General features: G+C 41.2%; 14 protein-coding genes. 3 read left to right on the forward strand and 11 right to left on the reverse strand.

Annotated features, from left to right (window positions below; all coding sequences use genetic code 11):
* Nucleotides 1-2: 2 nt before the first annotated feature.
* The 6 genes from leuS to A3G3_RS0108280 form a co-directional block, all read right to left on the reverse strand.
* A complete protein-coding gene (leuS, locus tag A3G3_RS0108255; protein WP_019520065.1) occupies nucleotides 3-2,621 on the reverse strand; it encodes a leucine--tRNA ligase in 2,619 nt (872 codons plus the stop codon).
* 171 nt (nucleotides 2,622-2,792) lie between these two features.
* Entirely contained in the window at nucleotides 2,793-3,908 is a 1,116-nt protein-coding gene (gene ccoP / locus A3G3_RS0108260) for a cytochrome-c oxidase, cbb3-type subunit III (protein WP_019520066.1), read from the reverse strand.
* Nucleotides 3,905-4,081 carry a cbb3-type cytochrome oxidase subunit 3 gene (locus A3G3_RS0108265; RefSeq protein WP_019520067.1) on the reverse strand — a complete coding sequence of 59 codons (177 nt, stop codon included), beginning with the start codon at nucleotides 4,079-4,081 and terminating at the stop codon, nucleotides 3,905-3,907. The genes ccoP and A3G3_RS0108265 overlap by 4 nt, the downstream gene beginning before the upstream one ends.
* Complete coding sequence (gene ccoO / locus A3G3_RS0108270) at nucleotides 4,081-4,698, reverse strand: cytochrome-c oxidase, cbb3-type subunit II (protein WP_019520068.1); 618 nt, start codon at nucleotides 4,696-4,698, stop codon at nucleotides 4,081-4,083. Before ccoO ends, A3G3_RS0108265 begins: the two co-directional genes overlap by 1 nt.
* An 11-nt stretch (nucleotides 4,699-4,709) precedes the next feature.
* Nucleotides 4,710-6,179 carry a cytochrome-c oxidase, cbb3-type subunit I gene (gene ccoN, locus A3G3_RS0108275; protein WP_026212935.1) on the reverse strand — a complete coding sequence of 490 codons (1,470 nt, stop codon included), beginning with the start codon at nucleotides 6,177-6,179 and terminating at the stop codon, nucleotides 4,710-4,712.
* A gap of 394 nt (nucleotides 6,180-6,573) precedes the next feature.
* Nucleotides 6,574-7,323 carry a YdcF family protein gene (locus A3G3_RS0108280; protein WP_169333202.1) on the reverse strand — a complete coding sequence of 250 codons (750 nt, stop codon included), beginning with the start codon at nucleotides 7,321-7,323 and terminating at the stop codon, nucleotides 6,574-6,576.
* A gap of 201 nt (nucleotides 7,324-7,524) precedes the next feature.
* Between A3G3_RS0108280 and A3G3_RS0108285 the strand changes: the two genes are divergently transcribed.
* The 3 genes from A3G3_RS0108285 to A3G3_RS0108295 all read left to right on the forward strand — a co-directional run bounded on the left by A3G3_RS0108285 (nucleotide 7,525) and on the right by A3G3_RS0108295 (nucleotide 12,258).
* Entirely contained in the window at nucleotides 7,525-10,266 is a 2,742-nt protein-coding gene (locus tag A3G3_RS0108285; RefSeq protein WP_019520071.1) for a ComEC/Rec2 family competence protein, read from the forward strand.
* A gap of 133 nt (nucleotides 10,267-10,399) precedes the next feature.
* Nucleotides 10,400-11,500 carry a signal peptide peptidase SppA gene (gene sppA, locus A3G3_RS0108290; RefSeq protein ID WP_019520072.1) on the forward strand — a complete coding sequence of 367 codons (1,101 nt, stop codon included), beginning with the start codon at nucleotides 10,400-10,402 and terminating at the stop codon, nucleotides 11,498-11,500.
* A gap of 26 nt (nucleotides 11,501-11,526) precedes the next feature.
* Nucleotides 11,527-12,258 (forward strand): CPBP family intramembrane glutamic endopeptidase, encoded by a 732-nt coding sequence (locus A3G3_RS0108295; protein ID WP_019520073.1) that lies wholly within the window; start codon nucleotides 11,527-11,529, stop codon nucleotides 12,256-12,258.
* Between the two features lie 2 nt (nucleotides 12,259-12,260).
* Here A3G3_RS0108295 and dusA read toward each other — a convergent pair whose 3' ends face one another.
* The 5 genes from dusA to potA are packed head-to-tail and all read right to left on the reverse strand — an operon-like array spanning nucleotide 12,261 to nucleotide 17,245.
* A complete protein-coding gene (dusA, locus tag A3G3_RS0108300) occupies nucleotides 12,261-13,220 on the reverse strand; it encodes a tRNA dihydrouridine(20/20a) synthase DusA (RefSeq protein WP_267283248.1) in 960 nt (319 codons plus the stop codon).
* 11 nt (nucleotides 13,221-13,231) lie between these two features.
* The gene (locus A3G3_RS0108305; protein ID WP_019520075.1) at nucleotides 13,232-14,368 is read right to left on the reverse strand and encodes an ABC transporter substrate-binding protein; all 1,137 of its coding nucleotides are present in this window, start codon (nucleotides 14,366-14,368) and stop codon (nucleotides 13,232-13,234) included.
* A gap of 44 nt (nucleotides 14,369-14,412) precedes the next feature.
* Complete coding sequence (potC, locus tag A3G3_RS0108310; RefSeq protein WP_019520076.1) at nucleotides 14,413-15,189, reverse strand: spermidine/putrescine ABC transporter permease PotC; 777 nt, start codon at nucleotides 15,187-15,189, stop codon at nucleotides 14,413-14,415.
* A gap of 12 nt (nucleotides 15,190-15,201) precedes the next feature.
* Nucleotides 15,202-16,092, reverse strand: coding sequence for a spermidine/putrescine ABC transporter permease PotB (gene potB, locus A3G3_RS0108315; RefSeq protein WP_019520077.1), 891 nt, complete (start codon nucleotides 16,090-16,092; stop codon nucleotides 15,202-15,204).
* Nucleotides 16,082-17,245 carry a spermidine/putrescine ABC transporter ATP-binding protein PotA gene (gene potA / locus A3G3_RS0108320; protein WP_019520078.1) on the reverse strand — a complete coding sequence of 388 codons (1,164 nt, stop codon included), beginning with the start codon at nucleotides 17,243-17,245 and terminating at the stop codon, nucleotides 16,082-16,084. The genes potB and potA overlap by 11 nt, the downstream gene beginning before the upstream one ends.
* Nucleotides 17,246-17,383 lie beyond the last annotated feature (138 nt).

The raw sequence follows: 17,383 nt of genomic DNA on the forward strand, positions 1-17,383 counted from the left end.
GTTTAACCTTTCACTACAATATTAACCAGTTTATTTGGTACGACAATTTCTTTAACAATCTCGCCTGTCAAATATTTTTGGACGCTTTCCAACGCTTTGGCTTGCGTCTTTAACCAGTCGGTATCACTGTTTGGTGCAACTTCAAGCTCGCCACGGATTTTGCCATTGACTTGTACCACCATGGTAATGGTATCTTGCACCAACGCCGATGTATCTAGGCTTGGATAGTTTAATTCAAGCGGATTAAAGCCCATATTTTCAAGTAACGCTTCCGCCATGTGTGGGGCAAACATTTGTAGTAATACTAATAAAGTTGTTAAGGCTTCATTAGCAACTGCCAAATCTTCATCTGTTTTGACATCAAAAGCGGTCAATTCATTGGCAAGTTCCATTAAACTAGACACAGGGGTGTTAAGTGCCAAACGTTTGCCTAAATCATCATCTAATTTAGCAATGACTTCGTGGGTTTTACGGCGAAGATTTTTGGCTTCTTTGCTTAAATTATCGGTTTTAACGGTTAAATTAGTTGCCAATAAACCTTTGTTTTGCAAGGTTTCTTGGTGTTCTATCGCATAACGCCAAACTTTTTTCAAGAAATTATACGGTCCTTTTAAGCCGTCATCGACCCATTCCAAGGTTTGGTCAGCAGGGGCGGTAAACATGGTGTACAAACGTACGGTATCCGCACCGTATTGCTCAATGGTGGCTTGTGGGTCAATGCCGTTGTTCTTGGATTTTGACATTTTTTCAATCTTGCCAATGGTAACAGGCTGTCCATCTGCTTTGAGCGTGGCGGTTTTGCCATCTGTATTCACTTCATCGGCAAAATAGTAGGTTTTACTACCATCCGTATTTTCACGGTAAAACGTCCCTGCTAACACCATGCCTTGCGTTAACAGGTTAGCAAACGGTTCATCACCATTCACCAAGCCTTCATCACGCATCAATTTGTGAAAAAAGCGAGCGTACAATAAGTGCATAACAGCGTGTTCTACACCGCCAATATACTGGTCCACAGGCAACCATTTATCGGCGTTCTCTTTGTCTAACATACCTTCGCTATAATTTGGCGACGCAAAACGGGCGTAGTACCAGCTAGACTCCATAAAGGTGTCAAAAGTATCGGTCTCACGTTTTGCAGGTCTACCGCACTCTGGGCAAGTGGTTTCGGTAAATTCAGGTATTTTGTTGAGTGGATTACCACGTCCGTCAGGCACGACATCGGTGGGTAACACCACAGGTAAATCGCTCTCTGACACAGGCACAGTACCACAATGTTCGCAGTTGATGGTCGGAATTGGACAGCCCCAGTAACGTTGACGGCTCACGCCCCAATCCCGCAAGCGAAAATTGATGGTCTTTTTGGCAAGTCCTTGCGGTTCAAGTTTTTCCAATAGTTTATCAAACATTTGTTGGTAATCTAAACCGTCAAATTCCCCAGAATTGACACAAGTACCTTTTACGCTATAAGCATCTTGCCAATTTTTGTTGTCATAGTCGCCGTTAATTTGTTCGTTGTTAATCACTTGAATAATTGGCAAATTGTATTTATTGGCAAATTCAAAATCACGCTCATCGTGAGCAGGCACGCCCATCACTGCTCCTGAGCCGTAACTCATTAGCACATAATTGGCAACCCAAACAGGAATAGCGTTACCAGTAATTGGGTGTTTGACGCTAAAGCCTGTATCCATGCCTAATTTTTCCGCTTTGGCAACGTCCGCTTCGGCAACCGAACCTTTTTTACATGCTTCAATAAAGGCTTGTAAGTGTGGATTATCTTTTGCCATGTGCTGTGCCAACCGATGTTCAGGAGCGACCGACACATAAGTTACGCCCATCAAGGTATCTGGGCGAGTGGTAAACACGTCTAGGCTAAGCGGTTCACCATCCAGCTCATAGGGAAAGTGTAATTCCATGCCTTTAGAACGCCCAATCCAGTTGCGTTGCATGGTAATGACTTGCTGTGGCCAATGCCCTTCTAACTTATCCAAATCGTTTAACAATTCATCGGCATAAGCGGTAATTTTATAGTAATACATCGGAATTTCACGTTTTTCCACCAACGCACCCGAACGCCAGCCACGACCGTCCACCACTTGTTCATTTGCCAAAACCGTGTTATCCACTGGGTCCCAGTTTACCGTGGCTAATTTTTTGTAAACCAAGCCTTTTTTGAATAATTGCACAAATAACCACTGTTCCCAACGGTAATATTCTGGGGTACAAGTGGCAAATTCACGACTCCAATCAATGGATAAACCCAGTGATTTCAATTGGTTACGCATATGGTCAATGTTGCTAAATGTCCAACCGGCAGGGGCGACACCATTGGCAATCGCTGCATTTTCCGCAGGCAGACCAAAAGCGTCCCAACCCATCGGTTGCATGACCTCAAAACCCTTTAGGCGGTAATAACGGCTTAACACATCGCTAATCGTGTAGTTACGCACGTGTCCCATGTGTAACTTTCCGCTAGGGTAGGGGAACATGGATAGCATATAACGGCTTGGTTTGTCGCTTTTTTCGTTGCTGACTTCGTAACGTTTGTCGTTTGCCCATTTTTGTTGCTGGGCGGTTTCAATGGAGTTTGGGTTGTATTGGTTGTTGATTTGGCTCATAATTTTCTGCTTGACTTGGTAACAATAAAAGATTGATTAAAGAGAAATAAAAAATGAAAAAATTTTTTGAACGCTATAGAATACCGTAAAATGATAAAAATTGCGATATCTTTTCACCAAAAAATAAAAAAAAGCGAGTATCAAACTCGCTTTTTTAGTTAAAACAGATAATTATTTTGCGGTACTAGCAGTTGCTGTTGCGGTACTAGGAACTGGTTGGGCAGTTTGACCGCCACCCAATGAATACACATAACTTGCTAACAACATGATACGCTCATTACCTAACTTGATATCCCAATGTGGCATCACACCTGCACGACCGTTACGTAGTGTTGTGCGTACAGCTTCACGGTCACCACCATATAGCCAAATATCATCGGTTAGATTAGGAGCACCAACTTCAATATTACCTTTTGCATTTGCACCATGGCAAACGGTACAATTGGTTTCAAAGATTGCTTTGCCCTGTGTTACTAAGGTTTGGTTTAGTTCGCCATTGGCTTTTGAACCATGTCCAGGTGATAGTGATAGCACATATTCAGCAGCTGCACGCACACCCTCTTCTCCAATTTGAGTTTTCCATTCAGGCATCGCACCAATACGACCATTGTGCAAAGTTAACACTAACTTGTCAGGTGTTCCGCCATATAGCCAGTCATTGTCGGTTAAGTTTGGATAACCGGCCGCACCATGGGCTTGAGAGCCATGACAAACTGAACAGTTTTGTAAAAATAGACGTTGTCCGATTTTTACCGCTTGTGGGTCCTGTGAAAGTTTCTGCACCGCAGGGGCTAGGGCGGCCAGTTCTTTGTCAATTTGGGCTTTTAAATCTGCATTTGGTTCAGCATTCTTACGTTGTTCGGCTTGTAATTTTTCTAAATTGGCAAGTTGCTTGGTAACTGCTGGGTCTTGCAAGATTTTGTCGTTAAAAGTGTTGATAAAGACTTTGTTGTTTTTTTCTAAGTCGCTTAACAACTCATTTTCACTTGTCCAAGGTTCTTGTTTGCCGTTAATTTCAACGGTGGTAATACCTTTCCAAGCGTGTGGTACGATAGATGGGTAGAGTACAAAGTACAAAAGACCCCATGCCATTGTGCCAAAGAACACGATTAACCACCATTTTGGTAATGGGCGGTCATACTCTCGGACACCATCATATTCATGACCTGTTGTGCCGTCTTCTTCCATATGTGGTTTGTAGCCTAATACGCCGACCAACCAATATAAAATCCACAACCAACAGCCGAGCGATAAAATGGTAATCCATAAACTCCAAAATAAGCTCATTTCTTATCCTTATTGCGTTCTGATGCAAGGTTTTCAATCATCTCGTCATCTAACGCAAGTTTTGCATCTTCTTCAAATCGTTTGCGATTGTTTGGCGAGTAAGCCCACCAAATAATGCCAATGAATGCAATAAATGCGGCAACTGTTGCGATACTATGTAGTGTACCTAACATTAGCGTTGACCTTCCATTGCGGTACCAAGTTGCTGTAAATAAGCAACCACGGCATCTAGCTCAGTTTTACCCTGTACTTCGTCAGGTGCTGCCTCGATTTGTGCATCGCTATAAGGCAGACCAAAACGGTCACGGAATAGACGCATTTTTTCTTGCACTTGTTGACCATTGACCGCACGTTTCTCAAGCCAAGGGAACGGTGGCATCACCGATTCTGGCACAAGTGATTGTGGGTTAATCAAATGCTCACGTTGCCAGTCATCTGAATAACGTCCACCCACACGAGCCAAGTCAGGACCAGTACGCTTAGAACCCCACAAAAATGGATGGTCCCAAGCTGACTCTGCAGCACGGCTGTATGGTCCGTAACGCTCTACCTCCGCACGTAATGGACGAATCATCTGTGTATGGCAAACGTGACAACCTTCACGGATATAAATATCACGCCCTTCAAGCTCTAACGCTGTCCAAGGCTTCATATTTGGCAAAGGCTGGTTCACTTCTTTACTAAAAATCAATGGCACAATCTCAACCAACGTTGCAAAACTTAATGACACAACGATAAGAATAAGTAGAAGACCTGTATTTTTTTCAATAATTTCATGGTTTAATTTCATGAAGCGTCCCCTTATACCTGTTGGCTTGCTGTTACAGTTTCTGTAACTACTGGCTCAACCACCGCAACTTTTTTCGGTGCAGGTGCAGTAATGGTTTTATACACATTATACGCCATAACAAACATACCGCTAACATACAATAAACCACCAAAAGCACGACCAATATATGGATAATGTGAGAATAACACCGTATCAACGAAACTATAAACCAACGTTCCATCAGGATTTGTCGCACGCCACATCATGCCTTGACCGATACCTGAAATCCACAATGACACAATATAAAAAATCGTACCTGCCGTTGCTAACCAAAAATGTACCGTAATCAAATTGATAGAATACATTTTATCTTTATTCCAAAGACGGGGAATTAACACATATAGCGAACCCATCGTCACCATACCCACCCAGCCTAATGCACCTGAGTGAACGTGACCTACCGTCCAGTCTGTATTATGTGATAACGCATTCACCGTTTTGATAGACATCATCGGGCCTTCAAACGTTGACATTGCATAAAACGACAAGGCAACAATCAAGAAACGGATAATCGGGTCAGTACGAAGCTTATCCCAGCTACCAGATAGCGTCAACACACCATTAATCATACCACCCCAAGAAGGAGCGAATAAGATAAGCGAAAACACCATACCCAAAGACTGAGCCCAATCAGGCAACGCTGAATAATGCAAATGGTGACCACCCGCCCACATATAAGACGCAATCAACGCCCAAAAGTGAATAATAGACAAACGATATGAATAAACAGGACGACCAATCTGTACAGGCACAAAATAATACATCATACCCAAGAATGCCGCTGTCAAATAAAAACCAACCGCATTATGACCATACCACCACTGCACCATCGCATCGGTTGCACCGCCAAATAGCGAATAAGACTTCCAGAAACTAAGCGGTATCGCAAAACTATTCACAATGTGTAACAAGGCAATCGCCAAAATAAACGCCGCAAAAAACCAGTTTGCCACATAAATATGCGAAGTTTTACGAATAAACAACGTACCAAAGAACACAATCGCATACGCAACCCAAACAAGTGCAATCAAAATATCAATTGGCCACTCAAGTTCTGCATACTCTTTTGACGAAGTCAAACCAAGCGGTAACGTGATCACCGCCGCCACAATCACCAAGTTCCAACCCCAAAAGGTGAACCAAGCCAAATACGGTGCAAACAACCGAGTCTTACAAGTACGTTGCACAATATAATAAGACGTAGCAAATAATGCACACCCACCAAAGGCAAAAATCACCGCATTGGTGTGCAAAGGACGCAAACGGCTAAACGTTAACCATTCAATCCCAAAATTAAGCTGTGGCCATGCTAACTGAGAAGCAATAAAAACCCCAACCCCCATACCGATAATACCGTAGACTACCGCCATGATAGAAAATAACTTAATTAACGTTACTTCATAATCATCAGTAGCAGGTATTGCTGTGCTTTGTAAATTCATTTGATGATTTCCTTTACAGGCTATGTTATCAACAAGTTTAAGCCAATCACGCCCAATCGCCAACCACCGCTTCATTTTACTGCCCTACAATAATGAACCATTAAATAGAAACAAACCTAAAATATCGCTGGCAAACGCTGGCAAATGTTAAAAATCGAACATCAAAATTAATGTTGCCTAAACTCCCGATTTTTATAATCATATTGTAACCTAATCTTTGCTAAATATCACCTAATGTAGCGAAATATCGCAAAAAAAAATTACAGACAATCACATTATAATACGAAAACCATAAAAAACGTAAGGAATTTTTGACAAAACAGTCATTTTTCCCAAAAAATCTGTTCATCAATGTAAAACATGAATAAAAAATACAATATTTAACAAAACACCGCTAATACTCCCCAAGCAACCAACCACTCACAAAGGCAAAATATTCTCGCAACCAATTATGATAACGAATATACAACGGTGTATCAGCCCCAACGCTTGTTACACTGGCGAAACCTTGTTTTTTGGCAATCGCCACTGCTCGCAACGTATGAAAATCACTCGTTACCACCGCCACCGCACAATCCGCTGTCAACCCACGACTTGCCAAAATCGCTTTGGTATTGGACAAATTTTCTGCCGTACTCGTGCTTTGATTTTCCAACGCCATGCGTGAACGTGGCAAGCCATATTTAGCCGACAAATATCCTGCCATCACGCTGGCTTCGCTGACTTGATTGTTAAAGCCCACGCCCCCTGTTAATACCAGCAACGCTGAAGGATTGTTTTTTGCTAATATTGCCGATTTGTCCAAACGACTGGCTAACACAGGGGTAGGCTTGCCATTTTTTACCCCTGTGCCTAAAATCACAATCGCACACAAATCTTGTTTTTGTTGAAAAGTAGTCGCTGATTGTACCAATTGCCATTTTAAAAAACCAACAAATAGTAAAAAACTCAATAACCAAACCCAAAATATCCCCCACGCCAGTCGCCAAAATTGCTGAATTTTTAACGATTTTGCCAAAAAACTTGCGAATTTTTGCCAAAATAACCCATGTAGCAACAGCCAAATCCCAATCCCTGCCAGCAACAAAGTGCCAAAATGCAACACCCGATAAACAATCACCAAAACCGAAGTATTAATCAACAAAAATCCACCAATTACATTTAACAGAACACGAACAATCGGCTTGTTAAAGAGCGATGGCTTTTTTAAAATAGCGCTTGAAATTGGATTTGAATTTGGGGAAAAAGGTTTTGGAAAAAACATGGATTTAACTCGCCAAGATTGCAATTTAAAAACCATTATAATACAATGCCAAATTCATGAAAATAACCAAAGGTTACAGCGATGTTATGGATTGTGCTGATTGCGAGCATTATCGGATTGTTAGCGGTTGAGCCGATTGCACAGCAAATTGATATCAATCAGCTTAGTTATTATCCCAATGTCAATTTAATTTTGTGGCTAATTTTGGCGGTGTTGTTAGGATTTTATGTTTATCAATTTGTTTGGAAAAATACTCATAACAATCGGCAAATTCAATCTATTAGCATTTTTGAGTTATGTTTTAAATTTATATTTACTGTTTTCCTATTTTTGTTAACCTTATTAACCACCCTTAGCCAAGGTCTAAAAGATTACCAAATTTATCAACAATCCTTATTAAAGCAACCACTTAACATTACTGCTACCATTCAATCTCACCAAATTAGCGATAGTTTTAACCAAACAACCAGCCGTCAAGTTTGGAAGATTTTACAGCTTGATAAATCCCACCTTGACAAATTAAACAGTCCAGTCACTGTAAATGGCATGAACGTGTTGGTAACTGCCAATTTGCAAGAAAATCCTGATTGGCAACCGATATTAACCGCTCTACAACCAAGCCAAACTCTGCAAGTTCAATTACAATTAACGCCGATTAACCAACATTTTTCTGTGAATGTGACCAAAAATCAGCCAACTTTACCAAGTTTCGCCCAGTCCTTTGACATGGGGTTTGATGAAAAATTATGGTTACGTCAGCGTGATATCCAAGCCAAAGCCGAATTAGTGGCGATTGTGTCAGAAATCACAGATGCTAATGTACCGAAAAATATTGGTGAAAAACTCAGATTTGGCATCGAAAAATTACGTTGGCAATTACGCCAAAATATGCTTAATCATTTTCACCATGCTAATTTTAACAATGCTAATCGGATTGATGAGAAAATTTTAACAAAATCTGGCGATAGTCATGCAGTTTTACTGGGTTTGTTAACAGGCGATAGGGCGATGTTAACGAGTGACATCAAGAATTTGTATCAGCTTGCAGGGATTAGTCATTTGTTGGCAATTTCGGGTCCGCACGTGTTGATGTTGGCGAGCGTGGTGTCGCTGTGGACGTTGATTTTTGTGCAAATTTTTGTGCCAAAATTGTTAGTGCGACTGCCCAGTCATCTGCTCGTGTTGTGGGTGAGTGTTGTGGTAGCAGGCGTGTATGCGTTAATCGTGGGTTTTGAGTTGCCTGCACAACGCACGTTTTGGTTGCTATTGCTGTTGACCTTATCGCAACAATGGCTTTGGGTAAAGCGTCCTTATCAGCTGTTGGCAGTGGTGGCTTTGTTGATGATGTGGGCGGATAGTACGGCGGTGTTGCAGGCGGGGTTTTGGTTATCTTTTGTGGCGGTTGGGCTGTTGATGAAGTTTAGTGAACAGATTGGCAAGCCAAACATACAAGCGATTGTCAATTCATCTGCACGTTGGCAACTTGAGATGCCGTTACCACAACGCATTTTAACACGGCTGTGTCAAGACAGTTGGGTATTGTTCAAGTTACAGTTATGGTTATTTGTGTTGATGATGCCGATTGTGGTGTGGTTTTTTGGCAAAGTGTCGTTGATTGGCATTTTGCTCAATGTGATAGCCGTACCTTTACTGGGTCTTATCATTGTACCGTTGGATATGTTGGCAGGGGTTTTGTCGTTATTACCGTTTGGTGCAACGCTTGCAGAATGGCTTTGGTCGCTATTGGTGATGTTGTTAAACATTTTTCATCAATTTTTAAAGGCAGTTACCAATTTACAGTTTGGGCAATTATGGTTTGTATATTTGGATAAATCGCAACTGATTTTGGGTTTATTGGCGGTTTTATGCGTGGTGTTGGGGCGGATTGTGCCAAGATTGTGGGCGTTGCCGTTAGTATTGGCGATTATGTTGTTAAATTTACAAAAAAACCAAGACAATTTAACCAATGCCAAGTTAATCATTCTTGATAATCCAACGGTGAATGTGCAGTTATTATTGCTAAATGGTGAAAATTGGTTGTTGCTATCGGATAACCGTAGTTATGTTTTTGACAAGCCCAAAAAGCCTTTTGAACAACAACAAGCTGAACAACAAAAATCGTTGTCAAAAAATGAGCAACAAGTGGCTTCTTTGCTGAACAATGACATTTATCCGTTGTTGGCAAAGTATCAATTAAGCCGATTGACAGGGGTGATTAGTCAAACGCCGAGTAGCTTTAGCAATGATGTGGTACAGGCTTTGGCAAAAACCATGCCGATACGTCAGTATTATTTAGCAGGGTTTGATGCGATAAAACCGAGCGACAATCAATTTGTTAACATTTCGCCAAAGGCTTGCCAAGCAGGAACATTGTTAGCGGATAATGATAAGTTTCGCTTTAGCGTATTAACAGGTTGGAAATTAAAACTTAACAATCAACAAATTAGCGAGAAAGAACGTAACATCTTGCACAGTTGTTTTTTACACATTGAGGCGAAAAATTTAGCCGATAAAAGCTGGCTCATTGCATCTGGTAATAGTCCGTTACCGTGGCAAATGTTACAACAACTTTACCCAAATTGTCCTGCAAAACCAAATCGTTGGGTCGTGCCGTATGGGCTATTGTGGGATAAAACGTGGCTACAACAGGCAACACCAAGCCTAATTCATGTGATAACAGGGCAGGCGAGTTATCAGAAAATCAATGAAAATAATCACTTTGCTTTAGCTTTATTAGAACAAAATCAAGCTAATAAAATTAAGCAAAATCTACAAATCGTACAATCTGACCAAATGGGACAAGTGGAATATCGGTTAGACTAATACAGGTTGTGAGTGTTTTTCTAAATCGTTTTTAGCAAGGAAAATGTTAAAATTCTTACATGATTAACATTGTAATTTTATTAAAAAACCCTTATTATGGTGAGCAAACTATTTTAAAATTTAGGAAAATTGTATGTCTGATAATTGGCCACCTGACCCAAACAAACCGACTAGTTCATCCCAACAACCACCACAAAACCCTGATTTTAACCAACCGCAAAGCCAAAATTCAAGCCAAATCCCACCGCAATATGCTGGCAAAGAATGGCAGTTGCTAGAAAAAACCTTGATGGCGAGTATTGAAGAGCAACGCCGTGCCAGACGTTGGAGCGTGTTTTTTAAGCTGTTAACGTTTGGCTATATTATTTTGGTCGGTGCGATGATGGCTCGTGGTTGTAGCCCAACTGCAGGGGTGGGCAAAGCGGGTGCGAGTTTGGCACAAGCTGAACCACACTTAGCGGTGGTAGATGTGAAAGGGGCGATTGCGTCAGGTAACGAAGCCAATAGCCGTGATATTAATGAAGCGTTGAGTGATGCCTTTGAAAATGAAAATGCCAAAGCAGTTGCGGTGCGGATTAATTCCCCCGGTGGTTCGCCTGTGCAATCTGATGAAATTTTTCAAACCATGAACGAACTTCGCAAAGAAAATCCTGACAAAAAACTGTATGCGGTGATTGAAGATATTGGGGCATCAGGGGCGTATTATATCGCAGTCGGTGCCGATGAAATTTGGGTCAATCCGTCAAGCCTTGTTGGTTCAATCGGCGTGATTATGCCAAATTATGATTTGCAAAAACTTATGGAAAAAGTCGGCGTATCCGACCGCACCATGCACTCAGGCGAATACAAAGATATCATGAGCATGACTCGAGCCACCACCGAATTTGAACAAGCCCACGTTCAAAGTGTGCTTGACAATACCCACAAACACTTTATTGATGCGGTCAAACAAGGAAGGGGCAATCGCCTAAAAGACCCTGAAGGCAACAAATTATTTAGCGGATTGTTTTGGAGTGGCGAACAGGCGGTACAACTTGGACTGGCTGATAAAACAGGCAGTTTAAGTAAACTTGAAAAAGAGTTAAAATTAGATAAAGCGGTACTGTATAATCCAAAAGATCCAATGCAAGAAATCTTTGGTAAATTTGCCATGCAACTGGGTAACGGCATGGGCGAAAGTTTTGCCAATCAAGTGGGGGTAAAACTGCAAAACGACAGTAAACAGCTACAATAAGGTTGCTATAAAAATATGTTAATTTTATGTTAAACAATCCACGTTTGTCCGAATCTTTTCCGATTTTTGGATTATTTAGCACGATTACCTTGTCGGTGGTCCTGCTGTTGTTGTTTTTGGCAAGTCAGCTTGTCGGCGTGCTATTATTTGCCCCTGTCGTGTTTGGCGGACAAAAAATGGACATTGCTGAGACGATTTTACAAGGCAGTCAAAATGGCACGTTAATCAGCCTGTCGGTGTTGTTTACTTTGGTGGTGGTGTGCGGTTTTATTGCGTTAGTGATTTGGCAAAAAAAAGCCAACATCGTGGATTATTTGGCATTAAAAGCGTTTAAATTTCGCCATTTTTGTCAAGGTTTGGTTGCTTTGTTACTGTTCAATGTTGTCATTCATCTGCTGACCACATGGCTTGGACGTGAGCCAATGGCATTTATGGACGAATTGGCGTTTAGTGCTAAACCTTTGTGGTTATTGATGCTTGGCATGGTGGTGATTGCACCGATTTATGAAGAAGTGATGTTTCGTGGCTTTATGTGGACGGGATTGGCACACAGTCGGCTTGGGGTGATTGGGGCGAGCGTGCTGACGGGTATTGTGTTTGCATTGATACACTTTCAGTATGGCTGGGTGGAACTGCTGGCAATTTTTATGTTGGCGTTGCTGTTTAGCTATGCACGTTTTGTGTCAAAATCGTTGTTGTTGCCAATCGCATTACATATTGTCAATAATGGATTGGCAATGGCGATATATTTGTTATAAAATTATAACCCATTGATTGTTAAAACATTTTCACCTGCTTGAGCAATTTGACTAACCGTAAGCGACTTTTTACCACTTAACTCTTGTCGCCATTTCCGACTGCCGTTTAATCCTTGAAATAAGCCTAAATAATGACGGACAATCGCAGTTAAAGGTGTGCCGTTTTTTTCACAGGTTTGTAAAAATTGGATTAATTTTTCAAAAATTTCACGATGGGTTGGAGTTTTTTCACCCCAAAGTTCATTTAATTGCCCCAACAACATCGGATTGTGGTAAATTTCACGCCCAATCATCACGCCATCAACGTGGTTTAAATGACTTTGAACGTCATCAAGCGTTTTGATACCACCGTTAATTTCAATAAAAAGGTGCGGAAATTCCTGTTTTAAACGATACACATCGTCATAACGCAGTGGTGGAATTTCACGGTTTTCTTTCGGGGACAAGCCATTTAACCACGCAATGCGAGCATGAACGATAAAATGACGACAGCCTACGTTTGCCACTTCAGCAACAAAATCCCGCATAAACGCATAACTGTCAAAATTATCAATGCCAATGCGGTGCTTTACCGTAATCGGAATATTGGTAGTATCTTGCATGGCTTTTACACAGTCGGCAACAAGATTTGGCTCTGCCATCAGGCACGCCCCAATTTTATAATGTTGCACACGGTCAGACGGACAGCCCACGTTGAGATTAATCTCATCATAACCATATTGTTCGCCAATTTTGGCACATTTTGCCAAATCAGGCGGATTTGAACCGCCTAATTGCAACACAACAGGGTGCTGATTGTTATAAAAACTCAATAAATGTTCAGTATCGCCTTGTAAAATCGCCGATGTGCTAATCATTTCGGTATATAAAAAAATGTATGGATTAAACCATCTTGCAAAGGTTAGATAATGCTTTGTCGTCCAATCAATCATCGGTGCGGTGCTGATGCGTTTGTTTTGCATAAAGTCATTCATTACATATTCACTTTTAATTTGTCCCAATATTGTTGATATAATGCCATGGTTGTATCACCAACATCTTCACGGAATAACGCATTTTTTAATAGCTCATCAGACGGATAAATAATCGGATTATTGGCGATTTCCTTTGGCATCAGGGCTTTTGCAGTAGTATTTGGCGAGCCGTAGCCGATTTCTTGACTGATGATTGCCGAGTTTTCAGGACGCAACAAAAAATCAATAAACACATGGGCATTGGCACGGTTTTTCGCATTTTTTGGGATTGCCATGTTATCCATCCACATAATCGCCCCTTCGCTCGGATAGAAAAAGTCCAACTCAGGCATACCTTGGTCTTGAGCCATAATCACTTCGCCATTCCACGCCAAGCCCAAGTAAGTTTCACCTTCAATAAATGGCATTCGCGGGGCATCTGAGTTAAACGTTCGTACATTTGGCATCAGCGTGGTAAGTTTTTGGTAGGCTTGGCGGATTTCATCAGGGTTGCGAGTGCTACCTTTAAAGCCAAGCGTTAACAAACTAAGGGTAAACACATCTCGTAAATCATTCATTAACATCACTCGCCCTTGGTATTCAGGACGCCACAAGTCATTCCAAGATGTCAAATTTTGTTTTTCAATACGTTTGGTATTTACCGCAATACCTGACGAACCCCACAGATAAGGCATGCTAAATTGGTTATTTGGGTCAAAGGACGCATTGATAAAAGTTTTGCCAAGATGTTTAAAATTACTTAACAATGTGTGGTCCAATGCTTCAAGCATATTTTCCTGTCGCATTTTGTCCACAAAGTCTGTACCAGGGAAAATCACGTCATAGTCACCACTGCCGTTCATGAGTTTGAGTTTGGCATACATCGCTTCGTTAGAGTCAAAGGTGCTGTAAATGACGTCAATGCCTGTTTCGGCGGTAAATTTTTTTAGCACATCATCTGAGATATATTCCGTCCAGTTATACACATTGACAACATTTTTACCAGAAGTTTTGGATTGTGCAGTGGTTTCGCTATTGTCATGACTATTGTCAAGGTTGGCATTTTGTTGACAAGCGGTTAAACCTGTCAATCCTATAATGCTTAACCCTGTCCATGCCAAAAATTTTCGCCGAGAAATCCGATGTTGTATCATCATGTTTTTATTACCCTGTGGTTATTGCGATTGATGATTAAAAATGATTAACGTTTTTTTAACAATAGTAATTGAGAAATTAACAAGCCAAGCAATGAAATAACCAACAAAATTGTACCAATGGCATTGACTTCAGGCTTAACACCGACCCTGACCATGGAGTAGATTTGTAATGGTAAAATTTCAAATTCAGGTCCAGTAACAAAGGTTGACACCACTACATCATCTAGCGACAAGGTGAATGCTAACACCCAACCTGCCAACACCGCAGGCAAAATTATCGGAACTAACACCGTGCGTATCATGGTAAATTCGCTCGCCCCCAAATCCCGAGACGCTTCCAAGATGGATTTATCAAGGCTTGACAAGCGAGATGATACAGTAATCACCACAAAAGGCAAACAAAAGGTAATATGAGCAATCAACAAAGTTATAAAGCCAAGCTGAAAACCAAGCAACAAAAATAACGCCAATAACGAAATTGCTAACACAATTTCAGGCGACATCATCAGCACAAACAATAAACTTTGTAAAACAGATTTTCCTTTAAAATCATAACGTTGAAAGGATAAAGCCGTCAAACCGCCAATTGCGGTGGTAATGGTCGCTGACACAAATGCCAATAATAACGAATGCCAAGCGGACTTCACCAAGGCAGGATTATTTAATAACTCTTGATACCATGTTAAGCTAAAACCACCCCAATAATAGCCGATTTTGGACGCATTAAACGAAAAAACCACCATCACCAAAATCGGTGCAAACAAAACCAAATAAATCAGCGTCAAATACAGCCGTGAAAACCATTTAAAAGTCTTTGTCATCGTGTTGCTTCCTTATGCCACTTCGTTATAATCGGTTTTGCCGATGCGTTGACTGCTAGCACGATATGCGACGATAAGCACCGCCATGGCTAGGGTTAACAGCACGCTTGCCCCCGCCCCAAACGACCAATCTCTGGCATCCAAAAACTGCGATTTGATAATATTTCCCACGAGCAGATTGCGAGAACCACCCATAATATCCGCCACATAAAACATCCCCATGGCAGGCAACAAAACGAGCAATACCCCAGAAATAATCCCTGGTGTGGTCAATGGCAAAATAATATGCCAAAACCGCTGATATTTGTTCGCCCCCAAATCTTTAGCAGCCAACACATAATCATGGCGTAAATCCACAAACACCGCATACAACGGCAACACCATAAACGGAAATAACAAATACACCAAACCAAAAATCACCGCTTTTTGAGTGTAAAGGATCTGTAATGGTTCATTAATCAAACCAATACTAATTAAAGCAGAACTTAACAATCCATTGGCAGAAATAATCAGTTTCACCGCATATAACCTTACCAACGAATTTGTCCAAAACGGAATAACCAGTAATAACATTAATAGCGATTGCCATTTTTGATTGGCACGACTGACGAGCCATGCAAACGGATAACCGAGCAATAAACAAATCAAGGTCGTAATACCTGCCATGCTTAGCGAGCTTAAAAACACTTTTAAATAAAGTGGGTCAATTAAGCGTAAATAATTGCCAAGTGTGAGTGGCAAAGCAACAAATTTGTCTTCATCACGGCTCAAAAAACTTGCCACAATCACAATCAAATTGGGAATTAACGCAAAAATTATCAGCCATGCCCAAATGATAAACAAGGTAGCACGGCGAAAAATAGGGCGTTCTTTATGAGCGGTCGGCGTGAGTTTAGTGTTCATCAGGCAAAATCCACTCCCAACCGTCAACCCACGTTACCCGTACTTCTTGTCCAACTTTATAGTTAAAATTGGGGTCGTCTTCGTTAAAATATTCCGACGCCTTGATACGGTTACCATTTTTGAGTTCAATTACCGAATCTAAGGTACTACCTTTGTAGGCACTGTCAATGACATGACCGACCAAGCCGTCATGATTTTCATTAGTATAGTACACACGGATATCTTCAGGACGCAGTAATAAATTCACCGTATCGCCAATTTTTACGTCAAATTTTGGCTTTGGCAAAGTACGAATAGGGTGATAGCCGTCTTGTTGTTCGGTAACTTCTACTTTAATTTGGTTGTCAAACACGTCTAATACACGGGCTTTAAACAGATTGGTTTCGCCGATAAAACTGGCGGTAAACAGGTTAGCAGGGCTTTCATAAATGTCGATTGGCGTGTCGATTTGTTGAAAATAACCATCTTTCATCACCGCAATGCGGTCGGACATCGACAAGGCTTCTTCTTGGTCGTGGGTAACGAACACAAAGGTAATCCCAAGCTCACGTTGCAAGCGTTTCAGCTCCGACTGCATTTGTACTCGCATTTTGGCATCAAGGGCGGATAACGGCTCATCTAATAGTAACATTTTTGGACGGTTAACCACTGCACGAGCAATCGCAATGCGTTGTTGTTGACCGCCTGATAGGTCTTGTGGACGGCGGTTAATGGTATGTTCCAATTGCACCATTGCCAATGCTTCACGCACTCGCACGTCAATTTCGGCTTTTGCTACTTTTTTGAGTTTTAACCCATAAGCGATATTATCGTACACATTCATGTGTGGAAATAACGCATATTGTTGAAAAACCGTATTAATTGGACGTTTTTCCGCAGGCAAATTGGCAATATCCACGCCTTCAAGCTCAATCATGCCACTATCAGGCATTTCAAAACCACCGAGCAAGCGTAACAACGTGGTTTTACCACAGCCAGATGGTCCAAGCAACGTCAAAAACTCACCATCAGCGATATCCAAATTAATATCGTGTAAAATGGGATTATCTCCATAAGATTTTTTGAGATGACGAATGCGAACAAGTGGGGATTTGCTACTAGAAAGCGTAGCGGACAAGCCAGTAAACGGTGGCTCTGGAGCAATCTCTGACATAAAAACTCCTTTTGAGAAAACGGAGTGGAAAGATACTATTTTGATAAACAAAATAACCGATTTTTTCTGTGATTTCACCGTTTGGGTTGGTCTAAAAAAGTGGCGGTTATTATAGGGTGATTAACAAAAGATTACAAT

The sequence above is a fragment of the Moraxella boevrei DSM 14165 genome, from assembly GCF_000379845.1.
Taxonomy (GTDB): Bacteria; Pseudomonadota; Gammaproteobacteria; order Pseudomonadales; family Moraxellaceae; genus Faucicola; species Faucicola boevrei.